This window comes from Klebsiella sp. BIGb0149 (assembly GCF_004362605.1).
In the GTDB taxonomy this organism is placed as follows: domain Bacteria; phylum Pseudomonadota; class Gammaproteobacteria; order Enterobacterales; family Enterobacteriaceae; genus Klebsiella; species Klebsiella terrigena.
Genome location: NZ_SNYG01000001.1, coordinates 1104298 through 1119300, shown reverse-complemented (window position 1 = coordinate 1119300; position 15003 = coordinate 1104298). Strand labels below are relative to the sequence as shown.

The following is a 15003-nucleotide window of genomic DNA, read 5'->3' as shown; positions in this document are numbered from 1 at the left end:
CACCTGCACACAATACATCATCGGGAGTTAACAATCATGGCTAAATGGCTGAAACAGGGCGCAGAGGCGGAAGCCGTCAAAATCGCCGACCGTCAGGTCCGGGAAACGGTAGAAGGTATCCTGGCCGATATCGCTGAACGAGGAGATGCCGCGGTGCGCGAGCTTTCCATCCGCTTTGATAACCTCGATCGCGCCAGCTATCGTCTGAGCGTAGAGGAGATAGCCACCTGCTATGAGCAGCTCTCAGAGCGCGACATCGCCGATATCGCCTTCGCCCAGGAGCAGGTGCGCAATTTTGCCCGCCATCAGCGCGATAGCATGCGGGACATCGAGGTGGAGACCCTGCCCGGCGTCATCCTTGGCCACAAAAACATCCCGGTCAACGCCGCCGGCTGCTACGTACCCGGCGGCAAGTACCCTCTTTTAGCCTCCGCGCATATGTCGGTGATCACGGCCAAAGTCGCCGGCGTGCCGCGCATTATCACCTGCGCGCCGCCCTTCAACGGCAAGCCGGCTCCGGCCATCGTGGTGGCGCAGCATATGGCGGGCGCCGACGAAATCTACTGCCTCGGCGGCATTCAGGCGGTCGCGGCGATGGCTATCGGCACGGAGTCCATCGCGCCGGTTGATATGCTGGTTGGCCCGGGCAACGCCTTTGTCGCCGAAGCCAAGCGCCAGCTCTTCGGACGCGTTGGCATCGACCTGTTTGCCGGTCCTACCGAAACGTTGGTGATTGCCGATGACAGCGTCGACGGCGAGCTTTGCGCCACCGACCTGCTCGGCCAGGCCGAACACGGACCTGACTCGCCGGCCATCCTGCTGACCACTTCGGAAGCGCTGGCGAAAGAGACCCTTGCCGAAATCGAGCGTCTGCTGACCGTCCTGCCCACCGCGCACATCGCCCGCCAGGCGTGGGACAAGTTTGGCGAAGTGATCGTCGCCGAAAGCGACGAGGAGATGCGGGATATTGCCGATGGCCTGGCCTTCGAGCACGTCCAGGTCATGACCCGCAATCCTGACTGGTTCCTGCAGAATCTGCGTAACTTCGGCGCGCTGTTCCTGGGGCCCCGCACCAACGTCGCCTACGGCGATAAGGTCATCGGCACCAACCATACGCTGCCCACCCGCCAGGCAGCACGCTATACCGGCGGCCTGTGGGTCGGCAAATTCCTGAAGACCTGCTCCTATCAAAAGGTCCTGACCGATGAAGCGTCGGCCCACGTCGGCGAATACTGCTCTCGCCTCTGCGCGCTCGAAGGATTCGCCGGCCACGGCGAGCAGGCCAATATTCGCGTCCGTCGCTACGGCCACAGAGACGTCCCTTACGCCGGAATTGTTGAATAAGGACCTGCATATGACCTTGCCAAAAACGCCCAGCTTTCGCCTGGACGGCAAGCGCGCCCTGGTCACCGGAGGCTCGCGCGGCATCGGCTTTGCCGCCGGGCTGGCGCTGGCCGAGGCCGGCGCCGAAGTATGGATTGCCGCGCGCGACCGCGCGCAGCTTGAGGCGGCCGTGGACGCCGCCGGCGAGGCCGGGCTAACGCTCAGCCCGCTGGTGGTTGATATCACCCAATCCGCAGAGGTAGAGCGGGCCATCGAGCGCCTCCCGGCGCTCGATATCCTGATCAACAGCGCGGGCCTGGCCAGGCATCAGCCGTTTACCGACGTCAGTCGGGAGAATTATGACGCCGTCATGGATATCAACGTTCGCGCCACCTTCTTCGTGTCGCAGCAGGTGGTGCGGCGGATGATCGATGCCGGTATTCAGGGCTCGATCGTGCATATTTCATCCCAGATGGGCCACGTCGGCGGGCCGATGCGCAGCGTCTACTGCGCGTCAAAGTTTGCCCTCGAGGGCATGACGCGGGCGATGGCCATTGAGCTTGGGCCCAGCGGGATCCGCGTCAACACCCTCTGCCCGACGTTTATTGCCACCGAACTCTCGCAAACCTCGCTTGCCGACCCGGCATTCCATAAGCAGGTGCTGAGCAATATCAAACTCGGGCGTTTAGGGCAGCTGGAAGATGTGATGGGGCCGGTGGTGTTTCTCGCATCACAGGCGGCAGCGCTGATCACCGGCACCGCGCTTTTAGTCGATGGCGGCTGGACCGCATCCTGAATCTGGAGGTTATTATGTCCCTGCAATTACTGCGTCGTGATGTCCTGCTGTTCTTTATTATCAGCCTGCTCTTTTTTGTCAGCATTCACGCCTTCGACCCGTTCCTGGCACCCTACATCACCTCGCTCAACGTCGAGGCCAGAACCATGGGTATTATCATCGGCGCCACCGGACTCGCCTCCATGCTGCTCCGTTTCCCCACCGGCATCCTTTCTGACCGCTTCCATAACCGCAAGCGCATTATTCAGATTGGCCTCCTCTTCACCATTCTCTCCTGGCCGGTGGTCTTCCTGCACCCCACCCCGGAGACCCTCTTCATCGCCAAGCTCGCCGACGGCGTGACCAGCGCCACCTGGGTGATTTACAACGTCATGTTCGTCGCCTTCTTCCCCCCGCTTGAGGCCGCCGCCGCCGTCGCACTCCTCAGCGTGACCTCTCCCGTCGGCACCTTTATCGGCATCTCCCTCGCCGGCTTTATGGCCCGCCATTTTGGCCCCGAGTCGAGCTTCCTCGTCGCCTCCGCCGCCGCCACCCTCGCGCTGGTGCTGACCTTCTTTATTCGGGAACGTCGCCCGCTGCAGGCCCGCGAGGACGCGGCTCAATCCGCCGTGCGCAGCCAGCTCACCGATAAATCCGTCTGGTATCTCGGCGCACTCTGCGCCGCGGTAATGATGGTCCCCTTCGCCACCCGCGATACCCTCACGCCCCTGCTGGCCGAAGGCTTCGGCATGGCCGCCGGCTCGCTCGCCACCCTGAGCAGCATTCACCTCTTCTTCTATGCCCTCTCCACCGCCCTCTGCGCCCCGCTGTTCTATCGTCGCCTCGGCCTCGCCAGAACCGCGGTTATCGGCGGCATCCTGCAGGGCGTGGTGGCCATCGCCATGCCCTACGCCCCCAATATCATGGTGCTCTTCGCCCTGCAGGCCCTCGCCGGCACCGCATTCGGCATGATCTTTACCGTGCTTAACTCCCTGATTGTCACCCATACCCCGGTGTGGCAGCAGTCCACCCGCGTGGGTCTCTACCAGAGCATCTACTCCGCCGGCATCTTCTTTGGCCCGGTGCTGGTGGGCTACATTAAATACTACTTTGCCATGAAGCAGGGGTTCCTCGTGGTTGGCATTATCTCCATTGTCTCCATCGTCCTGATCCGCCACGTTATCCGCATGGTTGAAGCCCGTCGCGAGCCCCAGCCTGCAGGCGTGCCGGCGGTATGATGCGGCCAATTAACAACGCCAGCGTACCGCTCATCCTGCTCGGCGGTACGCTTTGCGATGAGCGGCTGTGGCAGCCGGTGCTGGAACAGCTCGACGTTAGCGACGCGCGGCGTTTTACCCTGCAGGCGGATGATTCGTCCACGGCCGCGGCCGAGCGCCTGCTGGCGCAATTACCGCCGCGCTTCTGCCTGGCCGGATTCTCGCTGGGGGCGATCGTCGCGCTGGAGATGCAGGCCATCGCGCCGGAGAGGATTGCCGGGCTGGCGCTGATTTCGGTTAACCCGCTGGCCGACAAAGCGGAAAACGCGGCGGGCCGGCGGCAGGCCGTCGAGCACGCCAGGGCCGTCGGCTTCGCGGCGTTTATTACCCAGCAGCTGTGGCCGCGCTACGTCGCACGCCGGCGGCAGAATGAGACGCCGCTGCGCCAGCAGATTATCGCCATGGCCGACGCCTGCGGCCATGACGTCTTTTGCCGACAAACGGAAATCGCCATCGGCCGCCGCGATCGCCGCGCTGACCTGAGCCGGCTCAGGGTACCGATCCTGCTCCTCAGCGGCGAGGAGGATCCTATTTGTACGGCGCAACATCACCGGGCGGCGCTGCTGGCGGCGCCTTCTGCCCGCTGGCAGGAATTGCCCTGCGTAGGCCACTTTGTGCCGCTTGAGGCGGCGCAGGAGACGGCAACTGCGCTTCATTCATGGATAAACGAGGTTCTTGTATGCGATTCAATCCGCTAAAACAGCGCCAGCAGCCGATCGTTAACGGCTGGCTGGCCCTCCCCTGTAGCTACAGCGCCGAGATTGTCGGCCATCAAGGCTATGACTGCGTCACCGTAGATATGCAGCACGGCATGATTGACTTCGCTTCGGCGCTGAGCATGCTGCAGGCGCTCTCCTCCACTCCCGCCACGCCTATCGCACGGGTGTCGCATAACGACGGCGCGCTGATCATGCAGCTGCTTGACGCCGGCGCTTACGGCATCATTTGCCCGATGGTATCCAGCGCTGAAGAAGCGCGCCGCTTCGTGGCCGCCTGCCGCTATCCGCCGCTGGGCAACCGCTCGTTTGGCCCCGCGCGTGCGCTGCTCTACGGCGGCAAGGATTATCCCCAGCACGCCAATGAGCAGATCCTGACGCTGGCCATGATTGAAACCCGCGACGGCTTAAAAAACCTCGAGGCCATTCTCGACGTCGAGGGCCTCGACGGCATCTTCATCGGCCCTAACGACCTCTCCCTGACTCTGACCGGCACCGCCAGCGCGGAGTCTCAGCACCCGGAGATGCTGGCGGCGATCGATCGCGTGCTGGCCCATACCAAAGCGGCCAATAAAATCGCCGGAATATTCTGCACCTCGGGCCCGGCGGCGGCGGCGCGCATCGCCCAGGGCTTTACGATGGTGACCCCCGCCAACGACGTTATGCAGCTCTCTCAGGCCGGACGTGATGCGGTTGCGCAATCCCGCGGCGAAGTTCCCCCCGCCCGTTCGGGTTCAGGTTATTAATGGAGACCTTATGAAAAATACCGTGTTAACACATGAAGAAGCGCGTCAGCGCCTGGTCACCCCGGCGGATATGGTGTCGTGCAGCGTGGCCTTTATCGACTGTAAGCTGCCCGGTTCCCACCTCAAGCAGAACTACTCGTTTATCGGCCCCGGCGTGACCCAGTCGAGCGAGCAGGTAATCAATATTCCGCTGCCGCACGGATTTAACATCGGCGCCGCCGCCATGCCGAAGGGGGTCACCAATAACCTGCACCTTCACTTCACCGCCGAGGTATTCCTTATCCATGAAGGAAGCTGGCGTTTTCGCTGGGGGGCAAACGGTGAAAATGAAGCGACCTTCAGCGCCCCGGCGATTTTGTCGATCCCGACGTGGATCTTCCGTGGCTTTACCAACGCCTCTCCTACGGACACCAGCGGCTGGGTATTCACCGTTCTCGGCGGGGACAACACCGGCGGCATTATCTGGCACCCTTCGGTGATGCAGGCGGCGAAGGAGTACGGCCTGTACCTCAGCCGTGACAATATGCTGATTGATACCGAAAAGGGAGACGCCGTTCCCGATGAGTCGGCGCTGATGCCCGAGATTTCCCAGGCCGACATCGATGCGTTGACGCACTACACCCCGCAGCAGATGGCCGAGTTTGCGGTGACGGGCGAGCAGCGCGAGTGGTCGACGCAGGGGTTACTCGACGCGGCCATCCCCGGCCACGGCGCCGAAATTGCCCCGGTGATTGGCTTTGGAATAAGCCAGGACCGCAGCAGCCGGGCGAAAATCATCCGCCCGCATGGTTTCTCCGTGGAGTGGCTGAAGCTGCCGGCGGGCGGCAAAATGGGCCGCCACCGCTGCGAGCAGGTGCAGGTCATTATGGTGTTTAAAGGCACCCTGGAGGTCACCTTTAACCAGCGGGGCGAAGAGGTGGTGATAACCGCGCCCGAGCGCTCGGTTATCTCTATCCCGGAAAACTGCTGGCGGCAGTACCGCGCGCTGGACGGCGTCTGCGAAGTGACCTTAACCACCCGCGGCGACGAGCGTAAAACCCTCTACTGGGACGAAGAGATCGTTGCCGCCGCCGAGCAGCAGGGCTGGGCTGTGGATCCCGACGGCTACCTCGCCGCCGCCGACCTCCTTCCGCTGACGGCGCGCAGGGTTTACCCCCGCGTGCAGCGCGCCTACCAGAATCGTCTCGGGGAGTAGCGCGCCCGCGATGCTTGCGCCGCTGGCCGCTAACCGCTAACCGCAGGCTGAAAACGGCGCCAAAATCCCACTTCCCGCAAAGCCATCTGAGCAATCAGATGGCTTTTTATTTGTCTGCTCATCTCATTATGTGGTTTTGGTGTTGTTTTTTCTTTTTATGTGTTGTTTTTGATGTTGCTTTATGGTGACATTAGGCATCATTCCAGCACAGGCAAAATTTCTATGGAGCAGAAGACTCACGATTTTGATGTCGTCATTATTGGCGGCGGCGTTATTGGCTGCGCGGTCTTTCGCCGCTTCACCCTGATGGGCGCGCGTACGCTACTACTCGAGAAAGGCGGCGATATTCTTTCGGGCGCCAGCAAGGCAAACAGCGCCATTCTGCATACCGGCTTTGACGCGCCTCCGGACAGCCTGGAGCTGGCCTGCATGCAGGCGGGATATAGCGAATACAAAGCCATTCACCAGAAAATGAATCTTCCGCTGCAGGAAACCGGGGCTATTGTCGTCGCCTGGAATCAGGAGCAGCTGGAGGCGCTACCGGGAATCGTCGCTCAGGCGCACCAGAACGGGGTGCAGGACGTCGTGCAAATTTCACCGGAAGAGATCTACCGGCGCGAGCCGCAGTTGGCCACCGGCGCGCTAGGCGGAGTTCTGGTTCCGGGCGAAGGTATTATTGACCCCTGGAGCAGCCCGCTGGCCTATCTGACGCAGGGGGTTAAACACGGCGGGCAGTACCGCTTTAACTGCGAAGTGACCGGTGCCGAATTTAATCACGGCCGCTGGTCAATCCAGACTTCCGCGGGAGTTTATCGGGCCGCACTGACGGTCAACTGTGCGGGAAACCATGGCGATCGTATCGATGCTTTATGGCGTACCCCGGAATTTGAGATCAGACCGCGTAAAGGCCAGTTCCTGGTATTTGATAAACCGGCCTCGGCGCAAATCAACGCGATTATTCTGCCGGTTCCCACCGCGCGCAGTAAAGGCGTGCTGCTGTCAAAAACCATTTTCGGCAATCTACTTTTAGGCCCGACGGCCGAAGAGCAGACCGATCGCGATTGCGCCGAAGTCAACGAGGCGGTATTGCAGTCTTTGATTGCTCAGGGTGAGCGCATTTTACCCTCCTTAGCCGACTACACGGTGACCGCCACCTACGCCGGTTTACGCCCTGCAACCGAGTCAAAAGAGTACCGAATTTACCCTTACCCTGAGAAACAGTGGATAACAGTCGGCGGTATTCGTTCTACCGGTCTTACCGCCGCGCTCGGTATCGCCGGTTACCTGGAAGCGCTCTATCTCCAGGACTTTGCGACCCTGTTCGAGCACGCGCCGCCCGAGCGCCTGGAGTGGCCGCAGATGCCGATGCTGTCGGACTATGAGCCGCGCGACTATACCTGCCCGGGTAACGGCGGCGTGGTATGCCATTGCGAATGGGTCACGCGGCGGGAGCTGGAGGCGGCGTTTGATTCCGCCGTTCCGCCGGGCTGCATCGGAGGGCTGCGGCGGCGGACCCGCGTCATGATGGGGCGCTGCAACGGATTTTTCTGTAGCAACCACGTTGCCGAAATTGTCGGCGATCGCTTTAGCAATACGTTGATCACGGGACAGATAAAATGAGCAAGCTGTACGATGTCATCATCATTGGCGCCGGACCGGCGGGACTGGGCGTTGCGCGCGCCCTGCAGGAAGCCGGCGTGAAGGACGTTCTGCTGATCGAACGTGAAAATCAGCCGGGGGGCGTTCCCAAACACTGCCGCCATCCCACCTTTGGCCTGCTGACCTTTTGGCGGCCGATGAAGGGGCACACCTGGGCGGAAAAGCTCCTGAGCTACGTCCACTACCCTATCCGCACGGCAACTACCGTCACCGCGCTGCTACCGAACGGGCAGATCGAAGTCTCGTCGGATAGCGGCATGGAAACGCTACGGGCGCGGAAAATCGTGCTGGCCACCGGCGTCAGGGAGACCCCTCGCCACCCGCGGCTGGTGAGCGGCGTCCGGCCGCAGGGCGTGCTGACCGCCGGGGCGCTACAGCAGTTTGTCTATCTGCGCGGGCTGAAGCCGGGAAACCGCTCGGTCATCGTCGGAACGGAGCTAGTCAGCTTTTCCGCCATCTGGACCCTCAGAAGCGCGGGCATTCGGGCGGTGGCGATGATTGAAGAGGGCCCGCGCCCTACGGCCTGGCGCTGCTGCCTGCTCTTTGCCAAACTCTTGCAGGTTCCGGTCTACTTCAACAGCCACGTATCCAGAATCACCGGCAGCGAACGCGTTGCGGCGGTCGAAACGATCGGCAACGGGGTAGAGAGAGTCATACCCTGCGATAGCGTGATTTTTACCGGCCGGTTCACCGGGGAATATACCCTGATACGTAAAAGCCATCTGGCTGCGGACTTTGGCACCGGGCGTCCGCTATTTGACCAACACGGCGCCTGCTCCGACCCACAATATTATGCCGTGGGTAACATGACCCACCCGGCCGATATGGGCGACCAGTGCTATCAGGAAGGGCTGCGTATCGGTCAAACCCTGGCACGGGTGCTGCGGTCCGAGGTTGCCGACGTCGCCTTTATTTCTCTCCAGCATGACGACAGCATCCGCATCTCAGCGCCCAGCATCGTTCGTCTCGATGGGGCCGATGCCAGAACCACGGTGAATATCCGCGTACAGCGCCCTATCGTTGGCGATGTCGTGGTACGCGACGGCGATAAAGAGCTCTACCGCCGCCGCCGCCGCTGCATGCCAGAACGCCGGATCCTGCTCAAGGATATTGATATGAGCGGCGTCACGGCGCAAAGCGTCCTGCATATCGCTATCGAAACGCGCTAACGTCCTTAAGATCGACTCCGCTGCCTGCCGCCAATAGTGCCGGCAGGCATTCTCCCCTGTCGACACGCCCGGCCATCTTTTGCAACGACTCTGCCGCCCTCTTCTCCAGGGAAATTCCGCCTGCCGCCGAACGAGGGTTCAAAGGGAACAAACGCTCTAGCTTCGTCAACCGCAGAGATGACAAAGGGGAAGACGACGCTTCCCCTTTACCCGATTATCGGGCGCGATACTGACAATAAGCGCAGCGGGTGATAGCCGCCGCGCCGCAGGCTATTTTAGCTGGCGATAAACTCGTCCTCGACCTCTGACCATAGGCTTACCCTCTGCCCCCGCTGTTCAAAAAACTCGATTTCCCGCTGAATACCGATGCTTTTATCCCAGCCCGGCAGGTCAACAATAATCAGCTCATCCACGACGCCCATAAAAAATGCATCCACCGGCGCCCAGCGTTTACCAATATCCTGCTTCGCAGTGTGTCGCATGACCTGATTGATGGGGTGCGATAGCGTCACCTGACTAAAAACAAGATTGCCGGACTCAATAATCGCCGCCGCGACCTGATTACATGAATTAAAGCGCTGGTTGACGACCGCTTCGTCGACGTGGCTATAGGGACAGGCCAGAAAAATCTTTCTCATTACGGGTACTCTCCATATTTACAGGGGGGAATATAGGATGGCATCAGGCGATTAATTTTTTACCTGCGGCGGTCGCCGGCGCTTGTGCCTCCAGCTTTTCTGCCGCGGGCACCGAAATAACCATCGCGATAGCAATGGCTAAGATTCCGGCAATAAACTTACCGGCCATAATTGGAATAACCAGCGAGGGCTGGAAGTTGGCGGTGAACGCCAGGTGGTCACCCAGGGTGGCCTGAGCGCAGATACCAAAGGCGATACACAGCACTTTGTCTCTGGCGCGCATATTACGAAATAAATGGTACACCGCGATGATATTAGCCAGCACCATCACCAGTCCCAGCGCGCCGGTCTCGGTCAGGGAAAGCTTTTTGCCGATATAGCGCATAAATCCCTGGCAATACTTTTGGAAAAGAAAGCAGATCGGGAAGGTCCCTGCCAGCATAATGCCAATATATCCCGCTATTTCGATAGCGCGGTACAGGCTTTTCTCATCGGCAAACAGCGGGTCGAAAATCCAGCCGCCAAAAAGTCGGGTAAATACGCCGGTAAAATGTTCAATAATGCTCAGCGCGAGGACAATTTTAATAAAAGCGTCCATGAGTTTCCCAAATATCAGAAAAGCGCTGACCATAATCAATGGCCGATACTTCAGGCCGATAGCAAGGATAAAACAAAAGGCGAACAGCGGCGCCAGGAGCTTTAGCGCGGAGAGCAGGTCGATGCTGAGCATGTAGTTGGCGGGAGAGGTTGTGGAAATCATTTCCCGGACCGGCACGTGATATAGCGTGATGGCCAGCAGCGAAACCAGCACGCCAAAAGGAATGCTGACAAGCCCGGCCATAGCCCCTAGCGCAAGGTATTTATGGTCAGCTTTGTTGAGCATGACCAGCCCCACGGGAATGAGATAAACGATGCTCGCGCCGGAGGTATAGCCGACGAGCATAGCGGTTATCCACATATCGCGGTTCGCGGATAGCGCGTCAGCCAGCTGATAGCCCCCCATATCGACCGCAATCACCGACAGCGCCGCCACGGCCGCGTTGGAGCCCATTGCCTGAAACAGCGGCCCGACGGTTTGCAAAATCGCATGGGTTAACAGAGGAAGCGCGGCCATAATACCCGCCTGCGCCAGAAAAACCGGGCCGATGGAGTGAATACCGTTTACAAATTCACGCCCGAGGCCGCTTTCAGGACGGATAATCGAGGCTAAAGCCCCTAACAGCGTACCCGCCATAATAATGTAAACGATCGCATTGCCAATTTCTGACATAAACAAATCTCTTATTCAGGGCGTAAATTGCGGGCGCGGGAGATAATGTCCTGATAGCGTAAGAACAGATCCGCGAGGTTATTTTCCGAGGGTGTAATCACTTCCCGTTGATGGTTAATCTTTAACTCGCGATCGACGCCTAAACCCTTACGAGCCAGCATTGCAATACCCTGGGCCGTCATCTCTTTATTGCTGGGGGTCACAATATTCTTTTGTAGCAGGTTAGCGAGGAACTGCTTGAAATAGTGATTGGCGGCCAGCCCGCCATCAACAGAAATGGATTCACCGACGGTCCCGACCTTTGCCATAGCGGCAATGACCTCGGCCGAACGTACCGCGATCCCTTCCAGAATAGATTGCAGCATATCCTTGCGCTCCGTTTCGAGCGACAGGCCGGCCCACAGCCCTGCGGCAGAGCGGTCCCAGTACGGGCAACCTAATCCGGACAGGGCGGGTACAAAGGCCAGACCCCGCGCAATCGCCGACTGGGTGGGGAAATCGCTGAACTCTTCGATATCGGTAAACAGGCCGATTTTGCGCGCCCAGTTAATCGCAGAGGCGGCATTGTACACGCCGCCGTCGAGCCCGTAGACCGGCGTCTCTCCAGGCATTTTCCAGCACAGGGTGGGCAAAAGGCCGGAGTCCAGTGGATCGGGTATCGTATGACCTGCGATAGACTGCAGGAAGGCTCCGGTGCCGAAGGTAATTTTCATCTGCCCTGCCGACAGGCAGCCGTGCCCGTAGGTCCCGGCAAACTGGTCTACGATACAGGCCGTAAGCGGCACCGCGTTGCCGTCCAGCATGACGTCGCCAAAATGACCGACGTTATCCTTAACCGCCGGTAGCGCATTGACCGGCACGCCAAACAGGCGGCACAGCTCTTCATCCCACTCCAGCGTGTGGATATTAAACAGCGAAGTGCGTGAGGCCGAGTTATAGTCCGTTGCGTGCACGCCGCAAAGGTGGAACAGGAAAAAGGAATCCATCGTGCCGAGACGCAGGCGCCCCTGCTTTGCCAGCGTATCTGCGCCCGGCACGTTGCGCATGATCCAGCCTAATTTCGTGGCCGAGAAATAGGTATCAAGAGGCAGGCCGGTTCGGGCCTTAACCATCTCTTCGACGCCATCCAGCTTCAGCGCGCGAACCACGTTTTCAGTCCGCTGATCCTGCCAGATAATGGCGTTATAGAGCGGCAGCCCGCTGCGTACATCCCAGGCAACGACGCTCTCCCCCTGATGAGCCAGGCCGATGGCGTCAACGGCATTACAGCTTCCCAGACAATTGCGGATATTGCGCAGGATCTCCAGCGGATCGTGCTCAACCCAACCCGGGTTAGGCGTAATCTGCTTGTGGGGAACGCTCGCTGGCGAGTGGTGCTTTCCATCTTCTGAAAAGACCACCACCCGTGTTCCCGTCGTTCCCTGATCGATAGCGGCATAGCGTTGGTTCAACATAATCGGCTCACTTGCAGGTGTGATTTAATTGTTGTTTACATGTGTATTTAGTGTGAGATTTACATAAAATCCACAAATACACAACACAAAAAGGCATCAATCGCCAGGGATTTGTGACTGAGATCTCGTTTTAATTTGCTCTCGGCCGGACGGGTGTTACATAAAATGATGTAGGCGTTTATGCTGGTAATGTATAATTGCGCGTCGGGAAAATATACAGGGCTTGTATGATGCCCTTTTGAATCAAAATAAAACGATCAGGGAAAATCAATGAATACTGAAATCGTCAGTTCGGCAGACAGAAGAACCATCATTCTGGAGAAACTTAAAAATAATGGTCAGGTTTCTGTGAATGAGCTTGCTGACATATTTCAGGTCTCTCAGGAAACCATTCGCCGCGATTTGAATAAGCTCGAAGAGCAGCGCCTGATTAAAAAAATCCACGGCGGAGCCGTCAGCAGCCAGTTTGGCTTCGAAATGGAGTTTAATGAGCGGGCGAAGATTGCGGCGAGTGAAAAAAAGGCCATTGCGCGCAGCGCGGTAAAACTGTTTAAGCCCGGAGATTCGCTGTTTATCGACTTTGGTACCACCACTCTGGAGTTTACCCGCCAGTTAGCTGAAATAAACGATCTAACCGTCATCACTAATTCACCGCTGATTGCTAACGTGCTGCATGAAAATGATTCGATAAAAACGATCCTGATTGGCGGCGAGTTTATCAGTTCAAAATTTGAGTGCGTCGGCGCCATTGCCCTCGATAATATTAAGCGCTTCTTTGTGGATTATGCGGTCATCGGCGCCGGCGCGGTGCATACCGCCGTCGGGGTGATGGACCAGGATATTAACGAAGCGACCATTGCCCGCCAGATGATTGAAAACAGCAGCCGTACGGTGGTTCTCGCCGATGGCCACAAGCTGCAAAATCACGCGACCACCCTCGTTTGCGAGTGGGACAAAATCCATTACCTCTTTACCACTAATGACGGCTCTCAGGCGAAAAAAAGCAAATTCCCGGACAATGTTCAGGTCACATTCGCCAAAGCTGAGCGGGAGTAATCCCGCTGTCACCGCGTTTGAGCACGCAGGCCGCGGTACTCCTTACCACGGCCGTTTACGTTAAGCGCGTTTTCCCACCGAGATTGGCAGGCTACAGCGCGGCGTTCGTTGCTGCACCAGCTTAGCCGCCAGCGCAATAAGCAGCGCGGCAGCGGACGACAGAGCGGCGATCAGCATATAGCCGGCCTGCATCGTGAAGTATTTCAACATAATCCCCATCAGCACCGGCCCCCAGAACATCCCGGTGGAATAGATAGTCTGGAACAGGCCCATCCGCGCGGTTTGTTCTTCAGGGGTGGTGTTTACCACGCTGAGCGACATCATGACGGCGAAGGCCATGCCGAACGAAAAGCCCGCCAGCGCCTGAAAGGCCGAAATCACCATGTAGTTTTGCGTCAACGGAATACCCAGGGCAGCAATCGCCTGGAGCAGCGATCCAATGACGGCGGTTTTCACCAGCCCCAGCCGCGGATAAAAGACGGCGCTGCACAGCGCAACGGCGAGCGCATAAAACAGCAGATGCAGGTTGCTTAGCACCGCGATCAGCATGCCCGTATTTCCCAGCCTCAGCATATAGATAGGCGTCAGGGTATCGCGGGTGGCAAAGGGCACGAGGAGGACGATGGCGCACAGGATCCCGACAAACCAGATAGTGCGGTCCGTCAGCTGCCCCCATGCGCTTTTAAAACAGTCGTTGAGCCGCGATTTTACCGGAGTTTCAACATGTTCCTGCAGGAATAAGGAGATAAATAACGCGGCTAACGCCGCCGCGCTGGGGATCAAGAAGCCCAGGTTCGGCGGGAAATTCTGCACAATAATGCCGCACAGCGTGTTACCCAGGAAGACGCCAACCGGACTTGCGAGGGCCAGTAACGCCACGGCGGCCGGCGCTTCGTTCTTACTGAAGTAGCGGATAAACATGATGTTGTAGAGTACCCACGTTGCCGACGCGATGCCTGAAGAGGTTTTGGCAATATACAGCGTGATATCGTTGGTATGAAAATAGGCCACAGGCCACATCACCATCGGTAACAGGAGGCTGATCTGGATAAATATTTTCCTGTTATGCAGCGTTCCGGATATAACGCTTAACGGAAAACGCAGTAATACCGTAGCCAGCCCCGTCGCGCCCATAATCAGCCCGACAATCTCAGGGGGAATATCGTGTTGCACCATATATGACGCGAGAAACGCGTCATAGCCATTAATACAAATAAAAAACAGCAGGCTCATAATAAAAAAGAGGAAAATTTCCCGCCGGGTGAATAATTGTTTAAACATATTCGCGTCCTGGTTTGTTATTACAGTCATAAGAACGAATTTATTACACGTCACGCTGCATTCGCGCCGCAGGTAGATGATAAATATTTAATTGATATTACTCATACCGCTCGCCTTCATTTTTTCTCGCTCATCCCTACCCGTTATTAGCCGCGCTCGACTCCGTGCGAGCAGGAGGTCCGTCACCGCTGCGGGCCGACCTTCTGCTTTCAGTGTACACATCAAAACAACACAATAACAACCAATATAAACGCACAAAACAACATAAAAACAACACACAAGTCACATCTCAGCGATAAAGTCAGCCTCTCACGCGCTTAGAGATTGCGGTTGGCGGAACGGATTTAGCCTTTTAGTGTGAGCACGATCACTAAAACAATCTAGCCTGTGACATTTATGTTGCTTTTAGTTGTTTTTAACGTAAAAGATTTTACATAAACAACA

At 58.0% G+C, this 15003-nt stretch carries 13 protein-coding genes; 9 read left to right on the top strand and 4 right to left on the bottom strand.

What is annotated here, in order from left to right; translation table 11 throughout:
- Nucleotides 1–36: 36 nt before the first annotated feature.
- The 8 genes from hisD (at nucleotide 37) to EDF75_RS05325 (ending at nucleotide 8860) form a co-directional block, all read left to right on the top strand.
- Entirely contained in the window at nucleotides 37–1344 is a 1308-nt protein-coding gene (gene hisD / locus EDF75_RS05360; protein ID WP_133597586.1) for a histidinol dehydrogenase, read from the top strand.
- A gap of 10 nt (nucleotides 1345–1354) precedes the next feature.
- Complete coding sequence (locus EDF75_RS05355) at nucleotides 1355–2119, top strand: SDR family NAD(P)-dependent oxidoreductase (protein WP_133597584.1); 765 nt, start codon at nucleotides 1355–1357, stop codon at nucleotides 2117–2119.
- A 14-nt stretch (nucleotides 2120–2133) separates the two neighbouring features.
- Entirely contained in the window at nucleotides 2134–3336 is a 1203-nt protein-coding gene (locus EDF75_RS05350; protein WP_133597582.1) for an MFS transporter, read from the top strand.
- A complete protein-coding gene (locus tag EDF75_RS05345; RefSeq protein ID WP_133597580.1) occupies nucleotides 3333–4073 on the top strand; it encodes an alpha/beta fold hydrolase in 741 nt (246 codons plus the stop codon). Before EDF75_RS05350 ends, EDF75_RS05345 begins: the two co-directional genes overlap by 4 nt.
- Entirely contained in the window at nucleotides 4055–4837 is a 783-nt protein-coding gene (locus EDF75_RS05340) for an HpcH/HpaI aldolase family protein (RefSeq protein ID WP_133597578.1), read from the top strand. The genes EDF75_RS05345 and EDF75_RS05340 overlap by 19 nt, the downstream gene beginning before the upstream one ends.
- A gap of 10 nt (nucleotides 4838–4847) precedes the next feature.
- Complete coding sequence (locus tag EDF75_RS05335; protein ID WP_133597576.1) at nucleotides 4848–6032, top strand: cupin domain-containing protein; 1185 nt, start codon at nucleotides 4848–4850, stop codon at nucleotides 6030–6032.
- A 222-nt stretch (nucleotides 6033–6254) separates the two neighbouring features.
- Nucleotides 6255–7652, top strand: a complete 1398-nt coding sequence (locus EDF75_RS05330) for an NAD(P)/FAD-dependent oxidoreductase (protein WP_241721733.1) — start codon at nucleotides 6255–6257, stop codon at nucleotides 7650–7652.
- Complete coding sequence (locus EDF75_RS05325; RefSeq protein ID WP_133597572.1) at nucleotides 7649–8860, top strand: FAD-dependent oxidoreductase; 1212 nt, start codon at nucleotides 7649–7651, stop codon at nucleotides 8858–8860. The genes EDF75_RS05330 and EDF75_RS05325 overlap by 4 nt, the downstream gene beginning before the upstream one ends.
- Before the next feature lie 275 nt (nucleotides 8861–9135).
- Here the strand turns inward: EDF75_RS05325 and EDF75_RS05320 are convergent, their stop codons facing one another.
- The 3 genes from EDF75_RS05320 to EDF75_RS05310 are packed head-to-tail and all read right to left on the bottom strand — an operon-like array spanning nucleotide 9136 to nucleotide 12222.
- Nucleotides 9136–9498: a DUF1937 family protein gene (locus EDF75_RS05320; protein WP_133597570.1), complete on the bottom strand. Its 363-nt coding sequence runs from the start codon at nucleotides 9496–9498 to the stop codon at nucleotides 9136–9138.
- Nucleotides 9499–9541: 43 nt separating this feature from the next.
- Entirely contained in the window at nucleotides 9542–10768 is a 1227-nt protein-coding gene (gene eutH, locus EDF75_RS05315; protein WP_133597568.1) for an ethanolamine utilization protein EutH, read from the bottom strand.
- Nucleotides 10769–10779: 11 nt separating this feature from the next.
- Nucleotides 10780–12222 carry an FGGY-family carbohydrate kinase gene (locus tag EDF75_RS05310; RefSeq protein WP_133597567.1) on the bottom strand — a complete coding sequence of 481 codons (1443 nt, stop codon included), beginning with the start codon at nucleotides 12220–12222 and terminating at the stop codon, nucleotides 10780–10782.
- 270 nt (nucleotides 12223–12492) lie between these two features.
- Here EDF75_RS05310 and EDF75_RS05305 point away from each other — a divergent pair, with 270 nt between their 5' ends.
- Entirely contained in the window at nucleotides 12493–13278 is a 786-nt protein-coding gene (locus EDF75_RS05305; protein WP_076945252.1) for a DeoR/GlpR family DNA-binding transcription regulator, read from the top strand.
- Between the two features lie 60 nt (nucleotides 13279–13338).
- Here EDF75_RS05305 and EDF75_RS05300 read toward each other — a convergent pair whose 3' ends face one another.
- Nucleotides 13339–14589, bottom strand: coding sequence for an MFS transporter (locus EDF75_RS05300; protein WP_347876907.1), 1251 nt, complete (start codon nucleotides 14587–14589; stop codon nucleotides 13339–13341).
- Nucleotides 14590–15003 lie beyond the last annotated feature (414 nt).

Coding starts and splice junctions, on each gene's coding strand:
- EDF75_RS05305 (WP_076945252.1), top strand. CDS start 12,493: ATGAATACTGAAATCGTCAGTTCGGCAGACAGAAGAACCATCATTCTG.
- eutH (WP_133597568.1), bottom strand. CDS start 10,768: ATGTCAGAAATTGGCAATGCGATCGTTTACATTATTATGGCGGGTACG.
- hisD (WP_133597586.1), top strand. CDS start 37: ATGGCTAAATGGCTGAAACAGGGCGCAGAGGCGGAAGCCGTCAAAATC.
- EDF75_RS05345 (WP_133597580.1), top strand. CDS start 3,333: ATGATGCGGCCAATTAACAACGCCAGCGTACCGCTCATCCTGCTCGGC.
- EDF75_RS05330 (WP_241721733.1), top strand. CDS start 6,255: ATGGAGCAGAAGACTCACGATTTTGATGTCGTCATTATTGGCGGCGGC.
- EDF75_RS05335 (WP_133597576.1), top strand. CDS start 4,848: ATGAAAAATACCGTGTTAACACATGAAGAAGCGCGTCAGCGCCTGGTC.
- EDF75_RS05300 (WP_347876907.1), bottom strand. CDS start 14,589: ATGACTGTAATAACAAACCAGGACGCGAATATGTTTAAACAATTATTC.
- EDF75_RS05310 (WP_133597567.1), bottom strand. CDS start 12,222: ATGTTGAACCAACGCTATGCCGCTATCGATCAGGGAACGACGGGAACA.
- EDF75_RS05350 (WP_133597582.1), top strand. CDS start 2,134: ATGTCCCTGCAATTACTGCGTCGTGATGTCCTGCTGTTCTTTATTATC.
- EDF75_RS05340 (WP_133597578.1), top strand. CDS start 4,055: ATGCGATTCAATCCGCTAAAACAGCGCCAGCAGCCGATCGTTAACGGC.
- EDF75_RS05320 (WP_133597570.1), bottom strand. CDS start 9,498: ATGAGAAAGATTTTTCTGGCCTGTCCCTATAGCCACGTCGACGAAGCG.
- EDF75_RS05325 (WP_133597572.1), top strand. CDS start 7,649: ATGAGCAAGCTGTACGATGTCATCATCATTGGCGCCGGACCGGCGGGA.
- EDF75_RS05355 (WP_133597584.1), top strand. CDS start 1,355: ATGACCTTGCCAAAAACGCCCAGCTTTCGCCTGGACGGCAAGCGCGCC.